This window comes from Cellulomonas sp. HD19AZ1, from assembly GCF_004535805.1.
Taxonomy (GTDB): Bacteria; Actinomycetota; Actinomycetes; order Actinomycetales; family Cellulomonadaceae; genus Cellulomonas; species Cellulomonas iranensis.
On the sequence record NZ_SPHX01000005.1, the window covers coordinates 105,942 to 127,742 of the forward strand.

A 21,801-nucleotide genomic window follows, 5' to 3' on the forward strand; every position below is an offset into this window, starting at 1 on the left:
CGCACCACCGACGGCACGGTCAGCCGGTGCGCGCGCAGCGCAGCCCGGGCAGGGTCGTGGGCGCCTGCTGCGCGCCGGCGTTGAACCCGACGACCACGGACTCCCCCTGCGCGACGGTCCCGTTCCAGGACAGGCTCTCGGCCGTCACGACGTCACCGCTGTAGGTGAACGCCGCGCCCCACGTGTCGTCGCTCATCTCGACGCCGTCCGGCCGCGTCCAGGACACGGTCCACCCCCGCAGGTCGGGGGCGGACGCCGTGACGCGGACCTGCCCCTGGAACCCGCCCGGCCAGGCGTTGAGGAGCTCGTAGGTCGCCGTGCAGGCGCCGGCCGGCACGGCCGCGGGCGGCGCGGCGACGCCGGGCGCGCCGGAGGTCGGCGGGGCGGTGGGCGCCGCGCTCGGCGGCGGCGCGGCGGGCGGCGGCGACGCGGCGGTCGGCGGCGGGTCCGCCGGCGTGCCCTGCGAGTCCGGCGACGTCGTCGGCGCGCTCGTCGCCGCGGCGGCCTCGATCACGACCTCCCCGGCGGCGAACGGCGTGACCGTCGCGTTGACGTCGCTGTCGACGCTCGCCGGGTCGCAGGTCGCACGGGCGCGGTAGGTCGTGTAGGTGCCCGCGTCGCACGTGAAGCCCACGACCGCGTCACCGCCGACCACGACGTCACCCGACAGGCGCGCGGTCCCGCGCACGACCGCGACGTCACGCACCACGACCCGGTCGGCCAGCCGGGCGCCGCCCTGCACCCACGCCCGCCCCTCGATCCGGACGCCGGGCCCGACGACCGCGTCGCCGCGCACCACGGCGTCGGGACCGACCCACGCGGTCGGGTCGACCGTCGCCCGGTCGTCGACCCACCCGCCGCCGTGGGCGTGCCGGTGCCCGCCGGTGACGTCCTGGGCCGCGTCGGCCACGACGGCCGCCCCGGCGACCCGGAACTCGTAGGGGTACCGCGGCGTCGCCGCGAAGCCGACCGGCGGGGTCGGCGCGATCACCCCGGGGGTCGCGGTCACGACCAGGTAGACCTCCTCCTCGCCGGGTCGCAGCGCGAGCGTCAGCTGCGCGTCGTCCGCCTCGGTGACGGGGCTGTACCGGGGCCCGGTCGGGCCGAGCGCCACCATGCCGAAGCTCCACCCCGCGCTCTCCCCGAGACCGTCGGCGTGCCCCCGCACCCGCACGGTGATCTCGCCGGTGCCGTCGGGCGCGAGGCGCACGACCGTGTACCCGTAGGCGCCCGGCGCGAACGTCCCGAGCACGCGGTGGTGGCCCGGGTCGTCGGGGACCGCGTCGACGGGGGTCGTCCGCTGCGCGCGGAGCACGGGGTCGACCTCGGCGAGCACGTCGCCGGGCGCGCCCGCACCGGGCAGGTCGGCGACGGCGGCGCGCAGCGCGTACTGGGCGATGCGACGGTTGAGCGCCGACGCGTCCGACGACGTGAGCCGCGCGTACGCGTCGAGCACGTCCTCGGTGTCGAGGGACCTCGACCACAGGTCGCCGAGCAGCGTGGGGTGGGACCGCGAGACGAGCTGCTGCAGCAGCAGCCAGCCCGCGTCGCCGTGCCGCGGGCTGCCCCACGCGAGCTGCGGCGCGTGCACCTGGTCCGACACGTCGGCGTACCGCCCGGGCACGGCCAGCGTCGCGAGGTAGGCCGACCCGGCGGCCCGGAGCGTCGCGGCCGACTCGGGCGTGAGGCCACGACCCGGGTGCGCCGCCGCGACGAGGTGCTGCACGGTCTCGGCGACGCCGCGCGCGAGCTCCCAGGGCGTGCCCGCGGGGACGGCCGAGCCGGCCTCGGGCGTCCCCGGCGCGGTCGCGCCGTCCGCCGCGGCCCGCGGGGCGAGCACCGCGGGGTCGACCCGCAGCAGGCCGACGCCGTCGACGACCGCGCCGGACGTCACCGGTGTCGCGTCCGCGGCCACCGACAGGCCGCCGTCGACCGACGCGTCGACCCCCGGCCGCGCCGCGCCGGGACCGTGCGACCACGTGCCGTCGACGACGACGAGCACCTTGCGACCCGTCAGCGGGCCGTCCTGCGCGGCGGGTCCGAGCGCCTCGACGTCGAAGGCGAGCAGGGCCTCGAGCTGCGCGAGCGTGCGGTCGGGGTCGAAGCGCAGGTCGGGCGGTGCGGTCGTCGGGTCCTCGCCGGCGCGGTCGCCCCACGCGAGCGCGACCGCGTCGCCCTCGACCACGTGGGCGTCCGCCCACGCGTCGCGCCAGCCGGCCGGCACGACGAGCGCGCGCTGCCCGTCGTCGGCGGCGCCCAGCCCCGTGGCCAGCGCCGCCCCGAGCCCGAACGCGACGACGAGGACGACGACGAGCACGCCGCGCGTGATACGGCCCATGCCGCGTGCGTCTCCCCTCCCGGTCGTGCACGCCGAGCGTCCTGCGACCGGGTGCTGCTGCGGACGTGACGGGCGTCCGACGGGCCTGCGCCTGTCGGACGACCGTCCACCATCGTCCGGCGTCGACGACGAAGTCAACGCCCGATTCGTCCGTCTCGGGAGTATTTCACCCGCGCGAGAGTCGAACTCTCACGCGCCTCTCATGCGTGGTGACCGGGTCGTCGCCGTCAGTAGTCGCCGTCGGCCGTGACGCCCGCCAGCACCGCGGCCGTGCCCGACAGCCCCAGGCGCGTGGCGCCCGCCTCGACCATCGCGAGCGCGTCGGCCGCCGAGCGGATGCCGCCCGAGGCCTTGACGCCCAGCCGGCCGCCGACGGTCTGCGCCATGAGCCGCACGGCGTGCACGCTCGCACCGCCCGCGGGGTGGAACCCGGTCGACGTCTTGACGAAGTCCGCACCCGCGGCCTCGGCCGCGCGGCACACCGCGACGATCTCGTCGTCGGTCAGCGCGGCCGACTCGATGATGACCTTGAGCACCGTGGGCGCCGGGGCGGCGTCCCGGACCGCGCGCACGTCGGCCTCGACGTCCGCGAAGCGGCCCTCCTTGGCGGCGCCCACGTCGATCACCATGTCGACCTCGTGCGCGCCGTCACGCACCGCACGCGCGGCCTCGGCGGCCTTGACGTCGCTGTGGTGCTTCCCGGACGGGAACCCGCAGACCGTCGCCACCTGGAGGTCCGGCGCGCCGTCGATCCCCACCGGCACCTCGACGGGCAGGAACGACGGCGAGATGCACACCGAGTACACGCCCAGGCGGATGCCCTCGGCGATGAGCGCCTCGACGTCCGCGCGCGTCGCCTCGGGCTTGAGCAGGGTGTGGTCGACGAGGCGCGCGAGCGCGACGGCGTCCAGCGGCTGCCGTGCGGCGGCGGGGTCGAGGGTCGGGTCGGTGGTCATGCGCGGTGCCTCCCGGGGCGTGCGGTCCCCGGCGTGCGTGCCGGGCGGACGATGCGGTCGACGAGCGCGCGGCGCTCGTCCTCGTGCAGGAACGTGTGGCGGGCCGCAGCCACGGTGACCGCGAGGACGTCGTCGAGCGTCCAGCCGGCCTCGCGGACCAGCAGGCCGAGCTCGCGCGACAGGCTCGTGCCGGACTGCAGCCGGTTGTCGGTGTTGACCGTCACCTCGAACCCCGCGCGCAGCAGCGTCGTCACGGGGTGCGTGGCGACCGACGCGGCAGCGCCGGTCTGCAGGTTCGACGACGGGCACACCTCGAGCGGCACCCGGCGGTCGCGCACCCAGTGCGCGAGCGTGCCCAGGCGGTACGTGCCGTCGGGCTCGACCCGCACGTCGTCCGCGATGCGCACGCCGTGCCCCAGCCGCAGCGCGCCCGCGACGTGCAGCGCCTCGGCCATCGAGTCGAGCCCGCCGTCCTCACCCGCGTGCACGGTGGCCGGGAAGCTCGCCTCCCGCACCGTGCGGAACGCCGACGCGTGCCGCGACGGCGGGAACCCGTCCTCCGGGCCCGCGATGTCGAAGCCGACGACGCCCGCGTCCCGGTTCGCCAGGGCGAGCGCCGCGATCTCGTCCGCGCGGTCGGCCTGCCGCATCGCGGACAGCACCTGCACGACCCGGATCTCGTGACCCTGCTCGCGCGCCTGCGCCTCGCCCTCGGCGAACCCCTCGCGCACCGCGTCGACGACCTGCTGGAGCGTCAGCCCGGCGCGCTGGTGCTGCTCGGGCGCGTACCGCTGCTCGGCGTGCACGACGCCGTCGGCGGCGAGGTCGAGCGCGGCCTCCCGGGCGACGCGACGCAGGCCGTCCGCCGTCTGCATGACGGCGAGCGTGTGCTCGAACGTCTCGAGGTAGCGCGGCAGCGAGCCCGACGCCGCGGCGTCGACGAACCATCGCGCGAGCGCGTCGGGGTCCGTGGTGGGCAGCGCGTGCCCGACCTCGGCGGACAGCTCGACGACCGTCGCGGGTCGCACACCGCCGTCCAGGTGGTCGTGCAGCAGCACCTTCGGCAGCGCGCGCAGCGTCGCGTCCAGGTCCTGCTCGGGGCCGTCCGGCCTGTCCAGCGATGTCACGCGTCGGGTTCCTCGTCCTCGTCGAGCGGCACCTCGGCCGCCTGGTCCACCACGTCGGCCTCGTCGGCCTCCCCCTCGAGGTCGGCGCGCGGCACGGCGGGTGCGTACTCCTCGGCGTCGCGCTCGTCCGGCGCGTCGCCCTCGTCGGCGTCGGTCAGCCGCAGCGGCTCCTCGGGGTCGACGGGGACCAGCCCCGCGTCGCTCCAGGACTGCGGTCCGGGCACGGTGCTCATGGCTCCTCCTCGTGGTCGTGGGCGGCGGACGTCCTCATCGTGGCTCGCCCGCGCGGCCACCGCGACCTCGGGGCGCCGCGGGCGCCGCACCGCACCACCCCGGGGCCGGCCGGCCCCGGGGTGGTGCCGGGGCTCAGCCCGCGGCGACCCGGTCGAGCACGAGCGACGTGCGCGCACCCGCGACGCCGTCGGGGTCGACGACCACGCCGCCCGCGAGCGCCTCGCGCGCGCGCCCGAAGCGCTCGGGGGTGTCGGTGTGCAGCGTGAGCAGCGGCTGCCCGGCCCGGACCGTGTCCCCGGGGCGCGCGTGGATCTCGACGCCCGCGCCGGCCTGCACCGGGTCCTCCTTGCGCGCGCGGCCCGCGCCCAGGCGCCACGCCGCGACGCCCACGGCGTACGCGTCGAGCGTCGTCAGGACGCCGTCGCGCTCCGCGAGGACCTGCTCGCTCTCGCGCGCGGCGGGCAGCGTCGCGTCGGGGTCGCCGCCCTGCGCGGCGATCATGCGGCGCCACACGTCCATCGCGCGGCCGTCGGCCAGCGCCGCCTCGGGGTCGGCGTCGGGGCGCCCGGCGGCGTCGAGCATCTCGCGCGCGAGCGCGACGGTCAGCTCGACCACGTCGGCGGGTCCGCCGCCCGCGAGCACCTCGACCGACTCGCGCACCTCGAGGGCGTTGCCCGCGGTGAGGCCGAGCGGCGTCGACATGTCGGTGAGCAGCGCGACCGTGCGCACGCCCGCGTCGGTGCCGAGCTCGACCATCGTCCGCGCGAGCTCGCCCGCCCGGTCCGCGTCCTTCATGAACGCGCCCGAGCCGACCTTGACGTCGAGCACGAGCGAGCCCGTGCCCTCGGCGATCTTCTTGCTCATGATCGAGCTCGCGATGAGCGGGATCGCCTCGACGGTCCCGGTGACGTCGCGCAGCGAGTACAGCTTGCGGTCGGCGGGCGCCAGGCCCGAGCCGGCGGCGCAGATGACCGCGCCGACGTCCTCGAGCTGCCGCATCATCTCGTCGTTGCTGAGCGCGGCGCGCCAGCCGGGGATCGACTCGAGCTTGTCGAGCGTGCCGCCGGTGTGGCCCAGGCCGCGGCCCGACAGCTGCGGGACGGCCACGCCGAACACCGCGACGAGCGGCGCGAGCGGCAGCGTGATCTTGTCGCCCACGCCGCCGGTCGAGTGCTTGTCGGACGTCGGGCGCGACAGCCCGGAGAAGTCCATCCGCTCGCCGCTCGCGATCATCGCCGCCGTCCACCGGGCGATCTCGGCGCGGTCCATGCCGTTGAGCAGGATCGCCATCGCGAGCGCGGACATCTGCTCGTCGGCGACGACGCCGCGCGTGTACGCGTCGATCACCCAGTCGATCTGCGGGTCGGTGAGCCGGTGGCCGTCGCGCTTGGCGACGATCACGTCGACGGCGTCGAACGCCTCGGTCATGACTTCTCCTCCTGGTCCTGGTCGGCGCCGCGCTCGACGAGGTCGACGGGCCCGAACGCGTCGGGCAGCACCTCGCTCATGGGGCGGACGCCACGCACGGTCTCGACCAGCAGGTCGGGTCCGCCGTGCTCGAACAGCAGCTGCCGGCAGCGGCCGCACGGCGCCAGCACGTTGCCGTGCTGGTCGACGCACGTGAAGGCCACGAGCCGGCCGCCGCCGGTGACGTGCAGCATCGACACGAGGCTGCACTCGGCGCACAGGCCGACCCCGTACGACGCGTTCTCGACGTTGCAGCCCACGACCACCCGGCCGTCGTCCACGAGGGCCGCGACCCCCACCGGGAACCGGGAGTAGGGGGCGTACGCCCGGGTCATCGCGTCGCGTGCCGCGGCCCGCAGGCCGTCCCAGTCGACGGCCTGCGTCGTGCTCGCCATGTCCACTCCTCGGTTCACTCCTTGACGTACGGCTGGCCGGTGGCGGCCGGGGCGCGCGAGCGCCCGACGAGCCCCGCGACGGCCAGCAGCGTCACGACGTACGGCAGCATGAGCATGAACTGGCTGGGCACGGGCGCGCCGACGATGCTGAGCGCCCCCTCGAGGTTCGACGCGAAGCCGAACAGCAGCGCCGCGAGGGCCGCACGGACCGGGTCCCACTTGCCGAAGATCACGGCGGCGAGCGCGATGAAGCCCGCGCCCGCGGTCATCTCCTTGCCGAAGCTCGAGACCGAGACGACCGTGTAGAACGCGCCGCCGATGCCGGCGATCGCGCCCGCGACCATGAGCGCGAGGTAGCGCGTGCGCTCGACCTTGATGCCGACCGTGTCCGCCGCCTTGGGGTGCTCGCCGACCGCGCGGACCCGCAGGCCCCAGCGCGTGCGGTACAGCGCGTACCAGACGCCCGGCACCACGAGGTACATGAGGTAGACGATCAGCGACTGGTTGAACAGCGACGGGCCGATCACGGGGATGTGCGACAGCCCTGGGATCGCGACGTTGGAGAACCGCGTGGTGCTGTTGAGCTCGGGGTTCGAGACGAGCACCTGCGAGTACAGGAAGCTCGTCACGCCGATGACCAGCACGTTGAGGACGACGCCGACGATCACCTGGTTGACCTTGTAGGTGATGGTGAACACGCCCAGCACGAGCGACACCAGGACGCCCGCGACGACCGCCGCGACGACGCCGGCCCACGGGCTGCCGGTGACCGAGCCCGCGACGGCCGCGCAGAACGCCCCCGCCAGCAGCTGGCCCTCGATCGCGATGTTGACGACGCCGACGCGCTCGCCGATCACGCCGCCGAGCGCGCCGAACACGATCGGCACGGCCAGCAGCACCGAGCCGCCGATCACGCGCACGAGCGGCACGTCGTTGGGGCTGCCGGCGGCCGCCCACGCGAGGAACCCGACGAGGAACAGGACCGCGAACACCGCCGACACCCAGCCCGGGACCTTGCGGCGGCCGGCGACGCGCAGGAACGCGAACGCGGCGAGCAGCGCCATGAGGACCACCGCGACCCAGCCGGTCGCGGTGCCGGGCACGTCGATGCTCGGCAGCGCGACGAGGTCGCCCGAGCTCGAGAGCCGGAACGTCGCGTCGCCCTCGCGCGCACGCAGCGCGAGCAGCAGCGCGAACAGGGCGGTCACGACCGCGAGGACCACGGGGACCTTGCGGGACACGACGGTCACGAGCCGCGGCTCGACGACCTCGTCCGGTGCGGGCACCGGCTGCGCCGTCGTCGTGCTCATCGCTGCACCTCCTGGCGGCGCGCGGCGCCGAGACGGCGGCCCTTGGCCGGCGTGCGACGGCCCGGCTGCGGGAGCCGGAAGACCGCGCGCACCAGCGGCGGCGCCGCGATGAACAGGACGATGAGGGACTGCACGACGAGCACGATCTCGATCGGGATGCCCTCGGACGCCTGCATGACCGAGCCGCCCGCCTTGAACCCGCCGAACAGCAGGCCCGCGAACAGCACCCCGACGGGGTTGGACGACCCGAGCAGCGCGACCGTGATCGCGTCGAACCCGATCCCCGCGTCGATGTCGTAGCTGAAGCCGGTGGTGATGAGGCCGAGCACCTGCGTGCTGCCCGCGAGCCCGACGAGCGCACCGCTGACGAGCATCGCGAGGACGGTCGAGCGCGAGACGTCGATGCCGGCGACGCGCGCCGCGTGGGGGTTCTCGCCCACGGCGCGCAGCGAGAAGCCGAGGCTCGAGCGCTCGAGCAGCCACCAGGCGAGGAACACCGCGGCGAGCGCGAGCAGGAAGCCCAGGTGCAGGCGGAACGACGGCCCGAGCAGGCGCGGCAGCAGCGCGGTCTCCGCCATGGGCGGCGTCTTGGGGTTCGCCGACCCGGGCGCCTGCAGCAGGCCGGGCGTGGCCAGCAGGTACGACAGCAGGTAGAACGCGACGTAGTTGAGCATGATCGTGACGATCACCTCGTGCGCGCCCGTGGTGGCCTTGAGCAGGCCCGCGAGGGCACCCCACAGCGCGCCGGCGGCGACGCCCGCGACGACCGCGACGACCACGTGCAGCCCGACCGGCAGGTCGAACGCGAAGCCGACCCAGCCGGCCGCCGCCGCGGAGATCAGCATCTGGCCCTGGCCACCGATGTTGAACAGGCCGGAGCGGAACGCGATCGCGAGGCCGAGACCGGCGACGATCAGCGGCGTCGCGTAGGTCAGCGACTGCGTCAGGGGACGGATGCCCTGCACGAACGAGTCGGCCGTGTAGTTGTAGACGGCACCGCGGAAGAGCGCCGAGTACGCGCCGCCGACCGCCTGGCCGATGGCCGCGAGCGTGTCACCGGGCCGCGCGAAGAAGTACGACGAGGCCTCCTGCACGCCCTCGTCGGTGAACGCGATCATCACGGACCCGGCGAGCACCGCCAGGACGACGGCGCCCAGCGACACCGCCCAGCCGCCCGACACGACGCGCGCGATCGCGTCGTTCCAGCGGGTGTCCCGTGCGACGGCCGGGGGTCCGGCGTCGTCGCCGCCCGCGTCCGGTGCGACGACCCCGGGCGCGACGGACGTGGCGTCCGTGGCCGGGTGCTGCGGCTCGCTCACGCGACCTCTCCCTCGGTCGGGGCGACGCCGGCCATCATGAGGCCGAGGACGTCGCGGGGGGTGTCGGACGGGACGATGCCGACGACGCGGCCGCGGTACATGACGAGGATCCGGTCGGCGAGCGCGACCGCCTCGTCGAGCTCGGTGGCGACCACGATCACGGGCACGCCCGCGTCCCGGGTCTCGACGACCCGCTTGTGGATGAACTCGATGGAACCGACGTCGACGCCGCGCGTCGGCTGCGCGGCGACGAGCAGGCGCAGGTCGCGCGACAGCTCGCGCGCGACGACGACCTTCTGCTGGTTGCCGCCCGACAGACGCCCGACGGGCGAGCCGATGCCCTGCGTGCGGATGTCGTACTCCTCGACCTTCTCGCGCGCGAACGCGTCGCGCGCGCGCAGCTGCAACGCGCCCGCGCGGACGAACGGGCGCCCGTTGGTGCGGTCGAGCACGAGGTTCTCGGCGACGGTGAACGAGCCGACGAGGCCGTCCTCGTTGCGGTCCTCGGGGACGTAGCCGACGCCCGCGTCGAGCACCTGGCGCACGGTGCGCCCGACGAGCTCGGTGCCGTCGAGGCGGATGCTGCCGGTCACGCGGTCCTGCAGGCCCGCGAGCGCCTCGGCCAGCTCGGTCTGCCCGTTCCCCTGGACGCCGGCGACGACGAGGATCTCGCCGCTCGGGACCTCGAACGACACGTCGTCGACGAGCACGGCGCCGCGCGCGTCGGTGACCTGGAGGTTGCGCACGCTCAGGCCACCCTCGGCGAGGCGCGGAGCGTCCTTGTGCACGACGAGCTCGACGGGGCGGCCGACCATGAGCGACGCGAGCTGGGCGTCGGTCGCGGTGGGCTCGGCCTCGCCGACGATCGCACCGCGGCGCACGACCGTGATGCGGTCCGCGACGGCACGCACCTCACGCAGCTTGTGGGTGATGAAGACGATCGCGGCGCCGCCCTCCTTGAGCTGGCGCATGATGCCCATGAGCTCGTCGGTCTCCTGCGGCGTCAGCACCGCGGTCGGCTCGTCGAACACGAGCACCTTCGCGTCGCGCGACAGGGCCTTGATGATCTCGACGCGCTGCTGCACGCCCACGGGGAGGTCCTCGACGACGGCGTCGGGGTCCACGTGGAAGCCGAAGCGGTCGGCGATCTCGCGCACGCGGGTGCGGGCCGACTCGAGGTCGAGGCGCCCGCCCGCGCGGGTCTGCTCGTGGCCGAGCATGACGTTCTCGGCGACCGTGAACACCGGGATCAGCATGAAGTGCTGGTGCACCATGCCGATGCCGGCGGTCATCGCGTCGCCCGGTCCGGCGAAGTGCTGGACCTCGTCGTCCAGCAGGATCTCGCCCTCGTCGGCCTGGTACAGGCCGTACAGCACGTTCATGAGCGTCGACTTCCCGGCGCCGTTCTCACCGAGGAGGCAGTGGATCTCGCCGGGCTCGACCGTCAGGTCGATGTGGTCGTTGGCGACCAGGGCGCCGAAGCGCTTGGTGATGCCGCGCAGCTCGAGCTTCATGGGGTCCTCGGGGTTCGGGACGGTGCGGGTGGAGGGCTCGGGCGAGGCGCTCGTGGCGCGCCGGTGAGCCGTCCGGGAGATCGTCGCACGGGGGACGCCCCGGACGAGCCGTCGCCGGCCGTCCGGGGCGTCGCGTCACGCGTGCGACGACGCGATCACTTCGCCAGGTACGAGGTGACCGTGACGTCGCCGTCGATGATCTGCTGCTTGAGGTCCTCGACCTCGGTGAGCAGGCCCGCGTCGACCTTCGACTCGAAGTTGTGCAGCGGCGCGATGCCGACGCCCTCGTTCTCGAGCGTGCCGACGTAGGTCTCGGCGTCGAACTTGCCCTCGCCCGCGGCCGTGACGGCCTCGTTCGTCGAGAGCTTCATGTTCTTGAGGATCGACGTGAGGACGAGGTCCTGCGTCGACGGGTCGGTCTCGAAGACGTCGGCGTCGGCGCCGATCAGCGCGACCTCGCGACCCGAGTCGGCGATGGCGTCCATCGCGGACTGGTAGATCGGACCACCGACGGGGAGGATCACGTCGACGCCCTGGTCGATGATGCCGGCCGCGACCTGCTTGGCCGTGTCGTTGGCGTCGAAGCCGCCGGTGAACGAGCCCTGGTCGCCGCCCTGGTAGCCGATGACCTGCACGGACGCGCCGTTGACCTTGTTGTAGTACTCGACGCCCTGCTTGAAGCCGTCCATGAAGATCGTCACGGTCGGGTAGGGCTGGCCGCCGAACGTGCCGACCTTGTTGACGCCGTTGCCGGCCGAGTAGCCGGCCGACAGGTAGCCGGCGAGGAACGCGGCCTGGGCCGTGTCGTAGAGCAGCGGCTTGATGTTCTCGGCGTCCTTCTGGCCGTCGAAGTCGTTGTCCGCGGCGTCGTCGACCAGGATGAAGTCGATGTCGGGGTTGGCGTTGGCCTGCTCGACCGTCGCGGCCGACAGCGCGAAGCCGACGGACACGATCGTGTTGCAGCTCTCGGCCACGAGGCTCTCGAGGTTCGGCGCGAAGTCGGCCTCGGAGTCGGACTGCACCTCGGCGAAGCCGGCGCCGAGCGCCTCGGTCGCCTCCTTGGTGCCCTCGTAGCTGAGCTGGTTGAAGCTCTTGTCGTCGAACCCGCCGGCGTCGGAGACGATGCAGGCCTTGAAGTCGGACGCAGCCTTGTCGCTGCCGCCGGCCGTGGGCTCGGACGCCTCGGGAGCACTGCCACACGCCGCGAGCGCGAGGGCGACCGCCCCACCCAGTGCGGCCACTCGGATGATCTTCTTCACGACAGGTTGTCTCCTGCTTCTCGTCGTCGCGCCGCGCGGCGTGGCCGGTGCCGCCGGTGCCTCGTCGCACCGGCGCCGCCCGGATCCGGTCGGCATGATCACTGCGGACCCTAGGCACCCCCAGGTCACGCTCTTGTTACCGACCCGTATCTGCGCAGGTTCTGTGATGAAAACGCAACCTGTTCCCGCACCTCGGACGCGCGGTCCGAGGCGCGAGACGGACGCTCAGGACGAGGCCGGCGCGGCGGCGCGGCGGCCCGCCAGCTGCGCGGCGCGGGCGAGCAGCACGGCCCCCGCCTCGACGGCCCGCTCGTCCACGCGCAGGTCGCCCTGGTGGATGTCGAAGGTGTGGCCGCCGGGCGTGCGCGTCCCCAGCCGCGCCATCGCGCCCGGGACCTTCGTGAGGTACCACGCGAAGTCCTCGCCGCCCAGCGACTGCTCGGTCAGGTGCACCGACTCGGGGCCCAGCACGTCGCGCGCCGCGGCCTCGAGCACCCCGGTGCTCTCCGCGCCGTTCTCCACGGGCGGGACGCCGCGCTGGTGCTTGACCTCGACCTCGACGCCCAGCGGGTGCACGACGTCGTGCACGGCCTGCTCGAAGACCGCCGACGCGCGCTCCCACGCCCGCACGTCGAGGCACCGCAGCGTGCCCATCACCGTGCCCGTCGACGGGATGGCGTTGTGCACCGTCCCCGCGCGCACCGCGCCCCACGTGAGGTTGACCCCCGAGCGCGGGTCGAGCCGGCGGCCCAGGACGGCAGGCACCTGCGTGACGACCTGACCGAGCGCGAACACCACGTCGCCCGTCAGGTGCGGCCGCGACGTGTGCCCGCCCGGCCCGGTCAGCGTCACGGTGACCTCGTCGGAGGCCGACGTGATGGGCCCGATGCGCGTGCCGACGAGGCCGACGTCGAGCTTCGGGTCGCAGTGCACGGAGAAGATCTGCGCGACCCCGTCGAGACCGCCGGCGTTGATCACGTCGATCGAGCCGCCGGGCTGCACCTCCTCGGCCGGCTGGAAGACGAGCCGGACGCCGGTGGTGAGCAGGCCCTCGTCCGCGAGCCGCGCGAGCGCGAGCCCCGCGCCGAGGACCGCGGTGGTGTGCACGTCGTGCCCGCACGCGTGCGCGACGCCGCGGTGCGTCGACGACCACGGCAGGCCGCACGTGTCCGGCACGGGCAGCCCGTCGAGGTCCGCACGCAGGGCCACGAGCCGCGCGCCCGACGCGGCGACCGTCGGGCCGACGTCGCACCACAGCCCGGACCCGGGCAGCACGTGGGGCGTCAGCCCCGCGGCCCGCAGACGCTCCGCGACGACGCGCGTCGTGCGCTCCTCGGTGCGCCCCAGCTCGGGGTGCGCGTGCAGGTCGCGCCGAAAGGCGACGAGCTCGGTGCGCAGCCCGGCGACGGCGGACGCGAGCACGCGCGCCCCCGGGTCGGACGGCTCCGGGGCGAGCGTGCTCAGCGGCGGCACGTCGCTCGGCGAGAGCGGCACGGACGGGTGGTCGGACGACGGGATGGGCACGTCACCGAGGGTATCGCCGCAGCCCGGACGCGCCCGGCGAGGTCCACCGACCCGGCAGCCGACGGTCAGAGCAGGTCGTCGCGCCCGCGCTCGCGCCACGCGTCGACGGCCTGCTTGACGTCCTGCGCGTGCGCACGCGTGGTGACCAGCACGGCGTCGGGCGTGTCGACGACGACCGCGTCGGGCACGCCGACGACCGTCACGGTGCGCCCGCCGGTCGCGACGACCGCGCCGTCGGAGGCGAGCCGCAGCACGTGGGCGGCCTCACCGAGCGTGGCGCCGTCCGCGCCGGCGTCGAGGAGGGTCCCGAGCGACGCGAAGTCGCCGACGTCGTCCCACCCGAACGCCCCGGGCACGACCGCCATGCCTCCCGCGGCGGCGACCGGCTCGGCGATCGCGTGGTCGATCGCGATCCGGGTGAGGCCGGGCCAGACGTCGGCGAGCCGCGCCGCACGCTCGGGTGTGTCCCACACCTCGGCGATCGCGCGCAGGCCGTCGTGCAGCGCGGGCAGCTGCGCCGCGAGGTGGTCGAGCAGCACGCCGACGCGCACGACGAACATGCCGGCGTTCCAGCTGTACTCACCGGTCGCGAGGTACTCCGCGGCGGTCTGCGCGTCGGGCTTCTCAGTGAAGCCCGCGACGTGGTGCGCGTGCGGCGCGTCGGCGAGGTCGAGCGGCGCGCCGCTGCGCACGTACCCGAAGCCGGTCGACGGCTCGGTCGCGCGGATGCCGACCGTGACGACCTTGCCCGTGCGGGCGACGGCGACGGCCTCGCGGACCGTCGCCTCGAACACCGGCAGCTCGGTGATGACGTGGTCGGCCGCGAACGACCCGAGCACGACGTCCGGTCCGTGCCGGTGCGCGAGGACCGCCGCGGCGAGCCCGATGGCCGCCATCGAGTCGCGCGGGCTCGGCTCGGCGAGGACGTCGCCGTCCGCGAGCCCGGGCAGCTGCGCGGCGACCGCCGCGGCGTGCCGCGCGCCGGTGACGACCAGCACGTGGCCCGGGCCGGTGAGCGGGACCAGGCGGTCGACCGTCGCCTGCAGCAGCGAGCGCCCGCTGCCGGTGAGGTCCAGCAGGAACTTCGGGTGCCCGGCGCGCGAGAGCGGCCACAGGCGGGTGCCGGCTCCCCCGGCGGGGACGACGGCGTGGAAGTCGCTGAGGGGTGCGTCCGGCATGGCGCAACGGTAGCGACGGCGCGCGGCGGCTCCCAGCCCCTCCGCCCCGCGCGCGCGTCCGGACCCCGTCGGGCCACGGACGCGACGGACCGACGTCCCGCACGGCACGGCGCGACCTGTGGGCTTGGTCACAAACGCCACCCCGCCGGGCCTTCCGACCCACCGAGGTGGGGCAGGCCGCGGGTACGGGTCACTACAGTGAGGGGCACGTCAGGACACCGACGTCCGCACGCTGACTCGCCACAGGAGGCCCCCACCGTGTCCTCAGCGCCCACCGCGCCACCGCGGCCGGCCGGAACGCTCTACCGCGGGCGCGAAGGCATGTGGTCGTGGGTCGCGCACCGCATCACCGGTTTCGCGATCTTCTTCTTCCTGCTCGTGCACGTCCTCGACACCGCGCTCGTGCGCGTGTCCCCCGAGGCGTACAACGACGTCATCGGCACGTACAAGAACCCGATCATGGGTCTGGGCGAGGCCGGGCTCGTGCTCGCGATCGTGTTCCACGCGTTCAACGGCCTGCGGATCATCCTGGTCGACTTCTGGGCCAAGGGCCCCCGCTACCAGCGCGTCATGCTCTGGGTCGTGATGGGGCTGCTCGTCGTCACCATGGCCGGGTTCCTGCCGCGCCACCTCTCCAACGTCTTCGGGGGGCACTGACATGAGCGCCGTCGCCGATCCCAAGGCCCCCCGCGCCTCGCGCCCCGGTCCGTCGCGCCGCACGACCCGCGGCAACTTCGAGCTGTACGGCTGGGTCTTCATGCGCGCGTCGGGCGTCGTCCTCGTCGTGCTGATCTTCGGCCACCTGTTCGTCAACCTCATGGTGGGCGACGGCATCAGCGCGATCGACTTCGGCTTCGTCGCCGGCAAGTGGGCGTCGCCGTTCTGGCAGGTCTGGGACCTGCTGATGCTCTGGCTCGCGATGCTGCACGGCACCAACGGCGTCCGGACGATCATCAACGACTACGCCGAGCGCGACACGACGCGCATGGTGCTCAAGGTCGCGCTGTACGTCGCGACCGTGCTGGTCGTGACGCTCGGCACGCTCGTGATCTTCACGTTCGACCCGTGCCCGCCGAACAGCCCGGCCTCCCTCCTGCCGTCGTTCTGCACGGCCTGACCCACCGGACGCCCCCGACCGGACGCCCCCAGCGAAGGAAGGCATCGCAGCCGATGCAGACCCACCAGTACGACGTCGTCATCGTCGGCGCGGGCGGCGCCGGCATGCGCGCGGCCCTCGAGTCCTCGACCCGCGTGCGCACGGCCGTCATCTCCAAGCTCTACCCGACGCGCTCCCACACGGGTGCGGCGCAGGGCGGCATGTGCGCCGCCCTCGCCAACGTCGAGGAGGACAACTGGGAGTGGCACACGTTCGACACCGTCAAGGGCGGCGACTACCTCGTCGACCAGGACGCCGCCGAGGTCATGGCCAAGGAGGCCATCGACGCGGTGCTCGACCTCGAGAAGATGGGCCTGCCGTTCAACCGCACGCCCGAGGGCCGCATCGACCAGCGCCGGTTCGGCGGGCACACGCGCAACCACGGCGAGGCCGCCGTGCGGCGGTCGTGCTACGCGGCCGACCGCACAGGCCACATGATCCTGCAGACCCTGTACCAGCAGTGCGTGAAGAACGACGTCGAGTTCTTCAACGAGTTCTACGTGCTCGACCTGCTGGTCGACCACGACCTCGCGGCGGGCGACGTGCCCGCGGGCGAGGAGGTCAACGTCTCGGGCGTCGTGGCGTACGAGCTCGCGACCGGCGAGATCCACGTCTTCCAGGCCAAGGCCGTCGTGTTCGCGACCGGCGGCGCCGGCAAGATCTTCAAGACCACGTCGAACGCCCACACCCTCACGGGCGACGGCATGGCCCTGGCCTACCGCCGCGGCATCCCGCTCGAGGACATGGAGTTCTTCCAGTTCCACCCGACCGGCCTCGCGGGCCTGGGGATCCTGCTGTCGGAGGCCGCGCGCGGCGAGGGCGGCATCCTGCGCAACGCGGACGGCGAGCGCTTCATGGAGCGCTACGCGCCCACGATCAAGGACCTCGCCCCGCGCGACATCGTCGCCCGGTCGATGGCCAACGAGGTGCGCGAGGGGCGCGGCGCGGGGCCCAACAAGGACTACGTCCTGCTCGACCTCACGCACCTCGAGCCCGCGCACATCGACGCCAAGCTCCCCGACATCACGGAGTTCGCGCGCACGTACCTCGGCATCGAGCCGTACACCGAGCCCGTGCCCGTCTACCCGACCGCGCACTACGCGATGGGCGGCATCCCGACCAACATCGAGGGCGAGGTCCTGCGCAACGCGGACGACGTCATCAAGGGCCTGTACGCCGCCGGCGAGGTCGCGTGCGTCTCGGTGCACGGCTCCAACCGCCTCGGCACCAACTCGCTGCTGGACATCAACGTGTTCGGCAAGCGCGCCGGCCGCTCGGCCGCCGCGTACGCGGCGACCGCGTCGTTCGTCGAGCTGCCCGAGTCGCCCGCGACGACCGTCGAGGCCGAGCTCGAGACGATCCGCACGCGCCCCGACGGCGAGCGCGTGGCCGACATCCGGCGCGCGCTGCAGGAGACGATGGACGCCAACGCGCAGGTGTTCCGCACCGCGGAGTCCCTCACGCAGGCGCTCGAGGACCTCAAGGCGCTGCGCAAGCGGTACGAGGCCGTGTCGGTGCAGGACAAGACCCGCACGTTCAACACCGACCTGCTCGAGGCCGTCGAGCTGGGCTTCCTGCTCGACATCGCCGAGACCGTCGTCGTCGGCGCGCTCAACCGCGAGGAGTCCCGCGGCGGTCACTTCCGCGAGGACTTCCCGCAGCGCGACGACGCGAGGTTCATGCAGCACACCATGGCGTACCGCCGCCCGCTCGCCACGGGTGCCGTCACCGTGGGCGACGACGACGGGGCGTTCTCCCGGGCCGAGGAGTTCGACGGGTACCAGCTCGTCCTCGGCGCCAAGCCCGTCACCGTCACCCGCTACCAGCCGATGGAGCGCAAGTACTGATGACCGCCACCCTGGACGCCCCCGCACCCGAGGCCGGCGCCGTGCCGTCCTTCCAGGTCACGCTGAAGATCCGCCGGTTCCTGCCGTCGGACGACGCGATCCCCACGTTCGGCGAGGCCTTCGAGGCCGAGCCGCGCTGGGACGAGTTCACGGTCGACGTGCACGGCACGGACCGCGTGCTCGACGCGCTGCACAAGATCAAGTGGGAGCAGGACGGCTCGCTGACGTTCCGCCGGTCGTGCGCGCACGGCATCTGCGGCTCGGACGCGATGCGGATCAACGGCCGCAACCGGCTCGCCTGCAAGACGCTGCTCAAGGACCTCGACCCGTCCAAGCCGATCGTGGTCGAGCCCATCAAGGGCCTGCCCGTGGTCAAGGACCTCGTGGTCGACATGGAGCCGTTCTTCGCGTCCTACCGCGAGATCATGCCGTTCCTCATCACCACGGGGACGGAGCCCACCAAGGAGCGCCTGCAGTCCCCGAAGCAGCGCGAGCGGTTCGACGACACGACCAAGTGCATCCTGTGCGCCGCGTGCACGTCGTCCTGCCCGGTGTTCTGGACCGACGGGCAGTACTTCGGGCCCGCCGCGATCGTCAACGCGCACCGGTTCATCTTCGACAGCCGCGACGAGGGCGGCACGCAGCGCCTCGAGATCCTCAACGACAAGGAGGGCGTGTGGCGCTGCCGCACGACCTTCAACTGCACCGAGGCGTGCCCGCGCGGCATCGAGGTCACCAAGGCGATCCAGGAGGTCAAGCGCGCGATGATCACGCGCGCCTTCTGACGCCCGCCCGGACGCCGCGACGGCCCCGTCGGACCCCCGGTCCGGCGGGGCCGTCGCACGCCCGGACGCCTCGGCTCAGCGCCCGCGGGAGCCCGCCCCGTGGTGGTCGGCCCCGCGGTCGTCGGCACCACGGTCGCCGGACGGCTCCGCCTGCGGCGGGTCGGCCGTCCAGGCCGCGGCGAGCAGCACGATCCGCGCGATGAGGTTGATCCACAGCAGCAGCACGACGATCACCGCGAACGACGCGAGCACGGGGTTGCGGTCGACCGATCCCGCGACGACCGACGTGCCCAGCACGCGGACCACGCCCAGCCCGACGCCCGCGATCACGGCGCCACCCAGGAGGTCCCGCCGGGGCGGGTGCTGCCCGGCCAGCACGCGGACGACCATGACGAAGACGCCCGCGTCCACGACGAACGCCACGAGCACACCGAGCACGCGCACCACGAGGCCCGTGCCGTCGGACCACCCGAGCGTGCCCATGAGCCAGTCCGCGGCCGTCGTCACGGCGAGCCCGAGGAGCGCCGACACGAGCACGGCCGCGCCGATCGCGACGAAGCCGCCGAGCTCGCGCAGCTTGCCCGCGACCGCGGTGACGGCGTCGTCCGCCGCGAACATCGCGCGCACCGCCGTGCGCAGCGCCGCGACCGCCGAGATCGCGCTCACGAGCAGCACGACGAACGCGACGACGCCCGCGACGCTCAGCCCCGTGCTCATCTGCAGGTCCGACGGGTCGAGCATGCCCTGCCCGTCGCCCGTGTCGATGAGCCCGGGCAGCGAGGACGCGGCGGTGTCGAGCACCCGCTGCCGCAGGGCCTCGTCGCCGCCGAGCACCGCCATGAACACGGTCCAGCCGATCGTCAGGCCGGCGAACACCGAGAAGAGCGTCGCGTACGCGATCCCGCCGGTGAGCAGGCCGCCCCCGGCCGCGCCGAAGCGCGCGTTGGCCCGTGCCGCGCGGGTCCGCTGCCACCACGCCAGCAGCGCCTGGACGCGCTCGACCAGACCCGCGAACCCGGCGCTGCGGCGCGGCCCCTCGGGGTCGGGGGCCAGCTCGGCGGCGTGCCGGTGCGCCTCGCCCGCGCCGGCGGGCGGGCGGACGACGGACGGCTCGGACCGGGTGCGGCGCTCCATGCGCCGAATCTAGGTGGGCCTCCGCGACGCGGCATCCGCTGCGGACGGCGCGGGCCGTGCCGCGCGACACGTCGGCCGCGGCGTGCCCGGCGCGGGGCGGGGCGGGGCGCCGTCGTCTCAGACGGTGCGGGCGGGCGTCGACGCCGCGCGGTCGGCGCCGGCCGAGCCGTCGCCGCCGAGCGCGAACTGCCGGACGGGACGCCACGCCGCCCCGTCGTGCACGAACCGGTGCAGGTGCGTGACGTCGAACGCGGCCTCGTAGCCGGCCATGTCGCGCTGCGCGCCGTCGAGGGCGGCGTCGTCCAGGTCGTGCGCGACCGTGACGTGGGGGTGGAACGGGAACGCCGACGGCACGTCCAGCGGTCCCGCGCGCAGGGCCCGCTCGAGCGCGGCGCAGTCGTCGCCGCCGCGCTCGAGCGCGACGAACACCACGGGCGACACGGGCCGGAACGTCTGCGTGCCGCGCAGCACCACCCGGAACGGCGCGTGCGAGCCCGCGACGCGCGCGAGGTGCGCGTCGAGCGCGTCGAGCGCGTCGAGCGCGACGGGCGTGGGCCCGACGAGCGTCACGTGCGGCACGATGTTGTGCGCCTCGGGGTCGCCGAAGCGCACCCGGGCGTCGTGCAGCTGCGTGCGGAACGGCTCGGGGATCGCGAGCGCGACCCCCACCACCGTCTCGTCGGCACCCGCCCGGGGCAGCCTCATGCGCGCGTCCGGCGACGCGGGAGCAGGCCCGAGCGGTCGTAGATCCGCTCGAGCGTCGGCGTCGCGAGCTCGCGTGCCCGGTCCGCCCCGTCCGCGAGGACGTCGTCCAGCGCCGACGGGTCCGACAGGTAGTGCCGGACGCGCTCCTGGAACGGCGTGAGGAAGTCCACCACGACGTCCGCGAGGTCCTTCTTGAGGTCGCCGTACCCCTTGCCCGCGTAGTCCTGCTCGAGCGACGGGACCGTGCGCCCCGTGAGGGCCGAGAAGATCGTCAGCAGGTTCGACACGCCCGGCTTGGCCGCCACGTCGTAGCGGATCTCCCGCTCGGCGTCCGTCACCGCGGAGCGGATGCGCTTGGCGACGACCTTCGGGTCGTCGAGCAGCTCGATGAGCCCGTTGGGGCTCTCGGCGGACTTGCTCATCTTCGACGTCGGGTCCTGCAGGTCGTAGATCTTGGCCGTGGCCGAGACGATGTGCGGCTCGGGGACCACGACCGTGCCACGGCCGAAGCGCGAGTTGAGACGCTGCGCGAGGTCGCGCGTGAGCTCGAGGTGCTGCCGCTGGTCCTCCCCCACCGGCACGAGCCGCGTGTCGTAGAGCAGGATGTCCGCCGCCATGAGCACGGGGTACGTGAAGAGCCCGACCGTCGTGCCCTCGGTGCCCTGCTTGGCGGACTTGTCCTTGAACTGCGTCATGCGACCGGCCTCGCCGAACCCCGTGTGGCAGGACAGGACCCACGCGAGCTCGGCGTGCTCCGGCACGTGCGACTGCACGAACAGGATCGAGCGCTGCGGGTCGACACCCGCCGCGAGGTACTGCGCGGCCGTGCGGCGCGTGCGCTCGCGCAGCACCTTCGGGTCGGGCGCGACGGTCAGGGCGTGCAGGTCGACGACGCAGTAGATCGCGTCGTGCGTCTCCTGCAGCGCGACCCACTGCGTGAGCGCCCCGAGGTAGTTGCCGAGCTGCAACGAGTCCGACGTGGGCTGCATGCCGGAGAAGATCCGGGCGCCGGACGTGGACGTCGCAGCGGGCTGCGCCGTGGGCAGCACCTGGGTCATGCGTGGGCCTCCTGGAGGGGTGACCGGCGCGCGGGCCGGTCGGGGGCGGGTCGGGCGTGCGCGGGGCGGGCGTGCGGGCGGCGCGTCACGGGTCAGGTGGCCTCGTCGTCGAACGGGGCCGGGGTGCCCGGGGCGAGCGTCGCGACAGACGCCGCGGCGACGGGCCCCGCGGGCCCGGGCGGCCGCGCGGAGCGGGGGCCCGGGTCGTCGAGCAGGGCGTCGCGCACGATGCGGCGGGGGTCGTAGCGGCGCGGGTCCAGCGCCTCCCAGTCGACGTCCGTGCCACCCAGCTCGTCGTCGACGCGGCGGCGCGCGTCCCGCGCCGCGTCCCGCGCCTGGCGCACCCAGCCCGCGAGCTGCTCGGCGTACCCCGGGAGCCGCTCGGGTCCGACGACCAGCGCGACGACGAGCAGCAGGATGATCAGCTCGCCTCCGTTGATCCCGAACACGCGACCAGGCTACCGCGCGGCGCGCCCCGTCCCCGGCGGTCCGTCC

Annotated in this window: 20 protein-coding genes; 4 read left to right on the top strand and 16 right to left on the bottom strand. The window is 74.3% G+C overall.

The window, feature by feature from the left end; genetic code table 11:
- Positions 1–19: 19 nt before the first annotated feature.
- The 12 genes from E4A51_RS11615 to E4A51_RS11670 form a co-directional block, all read right to left on the bottom strand.
- Positions 20–2,338 carry a DUF6055 domain-containing protein gene (locus E4A51_RS11615; protein ID WP_134851844.1) on the bottom strand — a complete coding sequence of 773 codons (2,319 nt, stop codon included), beginning with the start codon at positions 2,336–2,338 and terminating at the stop codon, positions 20–22.
- Between the two features lie 227 nt (positions 2,339–2,565).
- Entirely contained in the window at positions 2,566–3,294 is a 729-nt protein-coding gene (gene deoC / locus E4A51_RS11620) for a deoxyribose-phosphate aldolase (RefSeq protein ID WP_046530339.1), read from the bottom strand.
- Positions 3,291–4,421 carry an adenosine deaminase gene (locus tag E4A51_RS11625; protein WP_370297496.1) on the bottom strand — a complete coding sequence of 377 codons (1,131 nt, stop codon included), beginning with the start codon at positions 4,419–4,421 and terminating at the stop codon, positions 3,291–3,293. Before E4A51_RS11625 ends, deoC begins: the two co-directional genes overlap by 4 nt.
- The gene (locus tag E4A51_RS11630) at positions 4,418–4,654 is read right to left on the bottom strand and encodes a hypothetical protein (protein WP_070320351.1); all 237 of its coding nucleotides are present in this window, start codon (positions 4,652–4,654) and stop codon (positions 4,418–4,420) included. Before E4A51_RS11630 ends, E4A51_RS11625 begins: the two co-directional genes overlap by 4 nt.
- Before the next feature lie 133 nt (positions 4,655–4,787).
- Positions 4,788–6,083 carry a thymidine phosphorylase gene (locus E4A51_RS11635; RefSeq protein ID WP_134851845.1) on the bottom strand — a complete coding sequence of 432 codons (1,296 nt, stop codon included), beginning with the start codon at positions 6,081–6,083 and terminating at the stop codon, positions 4,788–4,790.
- On the bottom strand, positions 6,080–6,517 hold the full coding sequence (locus E4A51_RS11640; protein ID WP_070320353.1) for a cytidine deaminase: 438 nt from the start codon (positions 6,515–6,517) through the stop codon (positions 6,080–6,082). Before E4A51_RS11640 ends, E4A51_RS11635 begins: the two co-directional genes overlap by 4 nt.
- A 14-nt stretch (positions 6,518–6,531) precedes the next feature.
- The gene (locus tag E4A51_RS11645; RefSeq protein ID WP_046530334.1) at positions 6,532–7,827 is read right to left on the bottom strand and encodes an ABC transporter permease; all 1,296 of its coding nucleotides are present in this window, start codon (positions 7,825–7,827) and stop codon (positions 6,532–6,534) included.
- On the bottom strand, positions 7,824–9,146 hold the full coding sequence (locus tag E4A51_RS11650) for an ABC transporter permease (RefSeq protein ID WP_134851846.1): 1,323 nt from the start codon (positions 9,144–9,146) through the stop codon (positions 7,824–7,826). The genes E4A51_RS11645 and E4A51_RS11650 overlap by 4 nt, the downstream gene beginning before the upstream one ends.
- Entirely contained in the window at positions 9,143–10,660 is a 1,518-nt protein-coding gene (locus tag E4A51_RS11655; protein WP_134851847.1) for an ABC transporter ATP-binding protein, read from the bottom strand. Before E4A51_RS11655 ends, E4A51_RS11650 begins: the two co-directional genes overlap by 4 nt.
- 155 nt (positions 10,661–10,815) lie before the next feature.
- Complete coding sequence (locus E4A51_RS11660; RefSeq protein ID WP_046530332.1) at positions 10,816–11,919, bottom strand: BMP family protein; 1,104 nt, start codon at positions 11,917–11,919, stop codon at positions 10,816–10,818.
- Positions 11,920–12,144: 225 nt separating this feature from the next.
- Positions 12,145–13,443, bottom strand: a complete 1,299-nt coding sequence (locus tag E4A51_RS11665; protein ID WP_134851848.1) for an amidohydrolase — start codon at positions 13,441–13,443, stop codon at positions 12,145–12,147.
- A gap of 65 nt (positions 13,444–13,508) precedes the next feature.
- Positions 13,509–14,621 (bottom strand): mannose-1-phosphate guanylyltransferase, encoded by a 1,113-nt coding sequence (locus E4A51_RS11670; RefSeq protein WP_134851849.1) that lies wholly within the window; start codon positions 14,619–14,621, stop codon positions 13,509–13,511.
- Between the two features lie 258 nt (positions 14,622–14,879).
- Between E4A51_RS11670 and sdhC the strand changes: the two genes are divergently transcribed.
- From sdhC to E4A51_RS11690, 4 genes are read left to right on the top strand one after another with little or no spacing between them, the layout of a single operon-like run.
- A complete protein-coding gene (sdhC, locus tag E4A51_RS11675) occupies positions 14,880–15,278 on the top strand; it encodes a succinate dehydrogenase, cytochrome b556 subunit (protein ID WP_082131651.1) in 399 nt (132 codons plus the stop codon).
- Between the two features lies 1 nt (position 15,279).
- Positions 15,280–15,738: a succinate dehydrogenase hydrophobic membrane anchor subunit gene (locus E4A51_RS11680; RefSeq protein ID WP_046530329.1), complete on the top strand. Its 459-nt coding sequence runs from the start codon at positions 15,280–15,282 to the stop codon at positions 15,736–15,738.
- A 53-nt stretch (positions 15,739–15,791) separates the two neighbouring features.
- Positions 15,792–17,624 (top strand): succinate dehydrogenase flavoprotein subunit, encoded by a 1,833-nt coding sequence (gene sdhA, locus E4A51_RS11685; protein ID WP_046530328.1) that lies wholly within the window; start codon positions 15,792–15,794, stop codon positions 17,622–17,624.
- On the top strand, positions 17,624–18,409 hold the full coding sequence (locus E4A51_RS11690; RefSeq protein ID WP_046530327.1) for a succinate dehydrogenase iron-sulfur subunit: 786 nt from the start codon (positions 17,624–17,626) through the stop codon (positions 18,407–18,409). Before sdhA ends, E4A51_RS11690 begins: the two co-directional genes overlap by 1 nt.
- A gap of 75 nt (positions 18,410–18,484) precedes the next feature.
- Here E4A51_RS11690 and E4A51_RS11695 read toward each other — a convergent pair whose 3' ends face one another.
- The 4 genes from E4A51_RS11695 to E4A51_RS11710 form a co-directional block, all read right to left on the bottom strand.
- Positions 18,485–19,543, bottom strand: a complete 1,059-nt coding sequence (locus tag E4A51_RS11695) for a YihY/virulence factor BrkB family protein (RefSeq protein WP_134851850.1) — start codon at positions 19,541–19,543, stop codon at positions 18,485–18,487.
- A gap of 117 nt (positions 19,544–19,660) precedes the next feature.
- Positions 19,661–20,248 carry a 2'-5' RNA ligase family protein gene (locus E4A51_RS11700; protein ID WP_046530326.1) on the bottom strand — a complete coding sequence of 196 codons (588 nt, stop codon included), beginning with the start codon at positions 20,246–20,248 and terminating at the stop codon, positions 19,661–19,663.
- Positions 20,245–21,306 (bottom strand): tryptophan--tRNA ligase, encoded by a 1,062-nt coding sequence (gene trpS / locus E4A51_RS11705; protein WP_070320356.1) that lies wholly within the window; start codon positions 21,304–21,306, stop codon positions 20,245–20,247. Before trpS ends, E4A51_RS11700 begins: the two co-directional genes overlap by 4 nt.
- A gap of 92 nt (positions 21,307–21,398) precedes the next feature.
- The gene (locus tag E4A51_RS11710; protein WP_046530324.1) at positions 21,399–21,755 is read right to left on the bottom strand and encodes a translocase; all 357 of its coding nucleotides are present in this window, start codon (positions 21,753–21,755) and stop codon (positions 21,399–21,401) included.
- Positions 21,756–21,801: the final 46 nt, after the last annotated feature.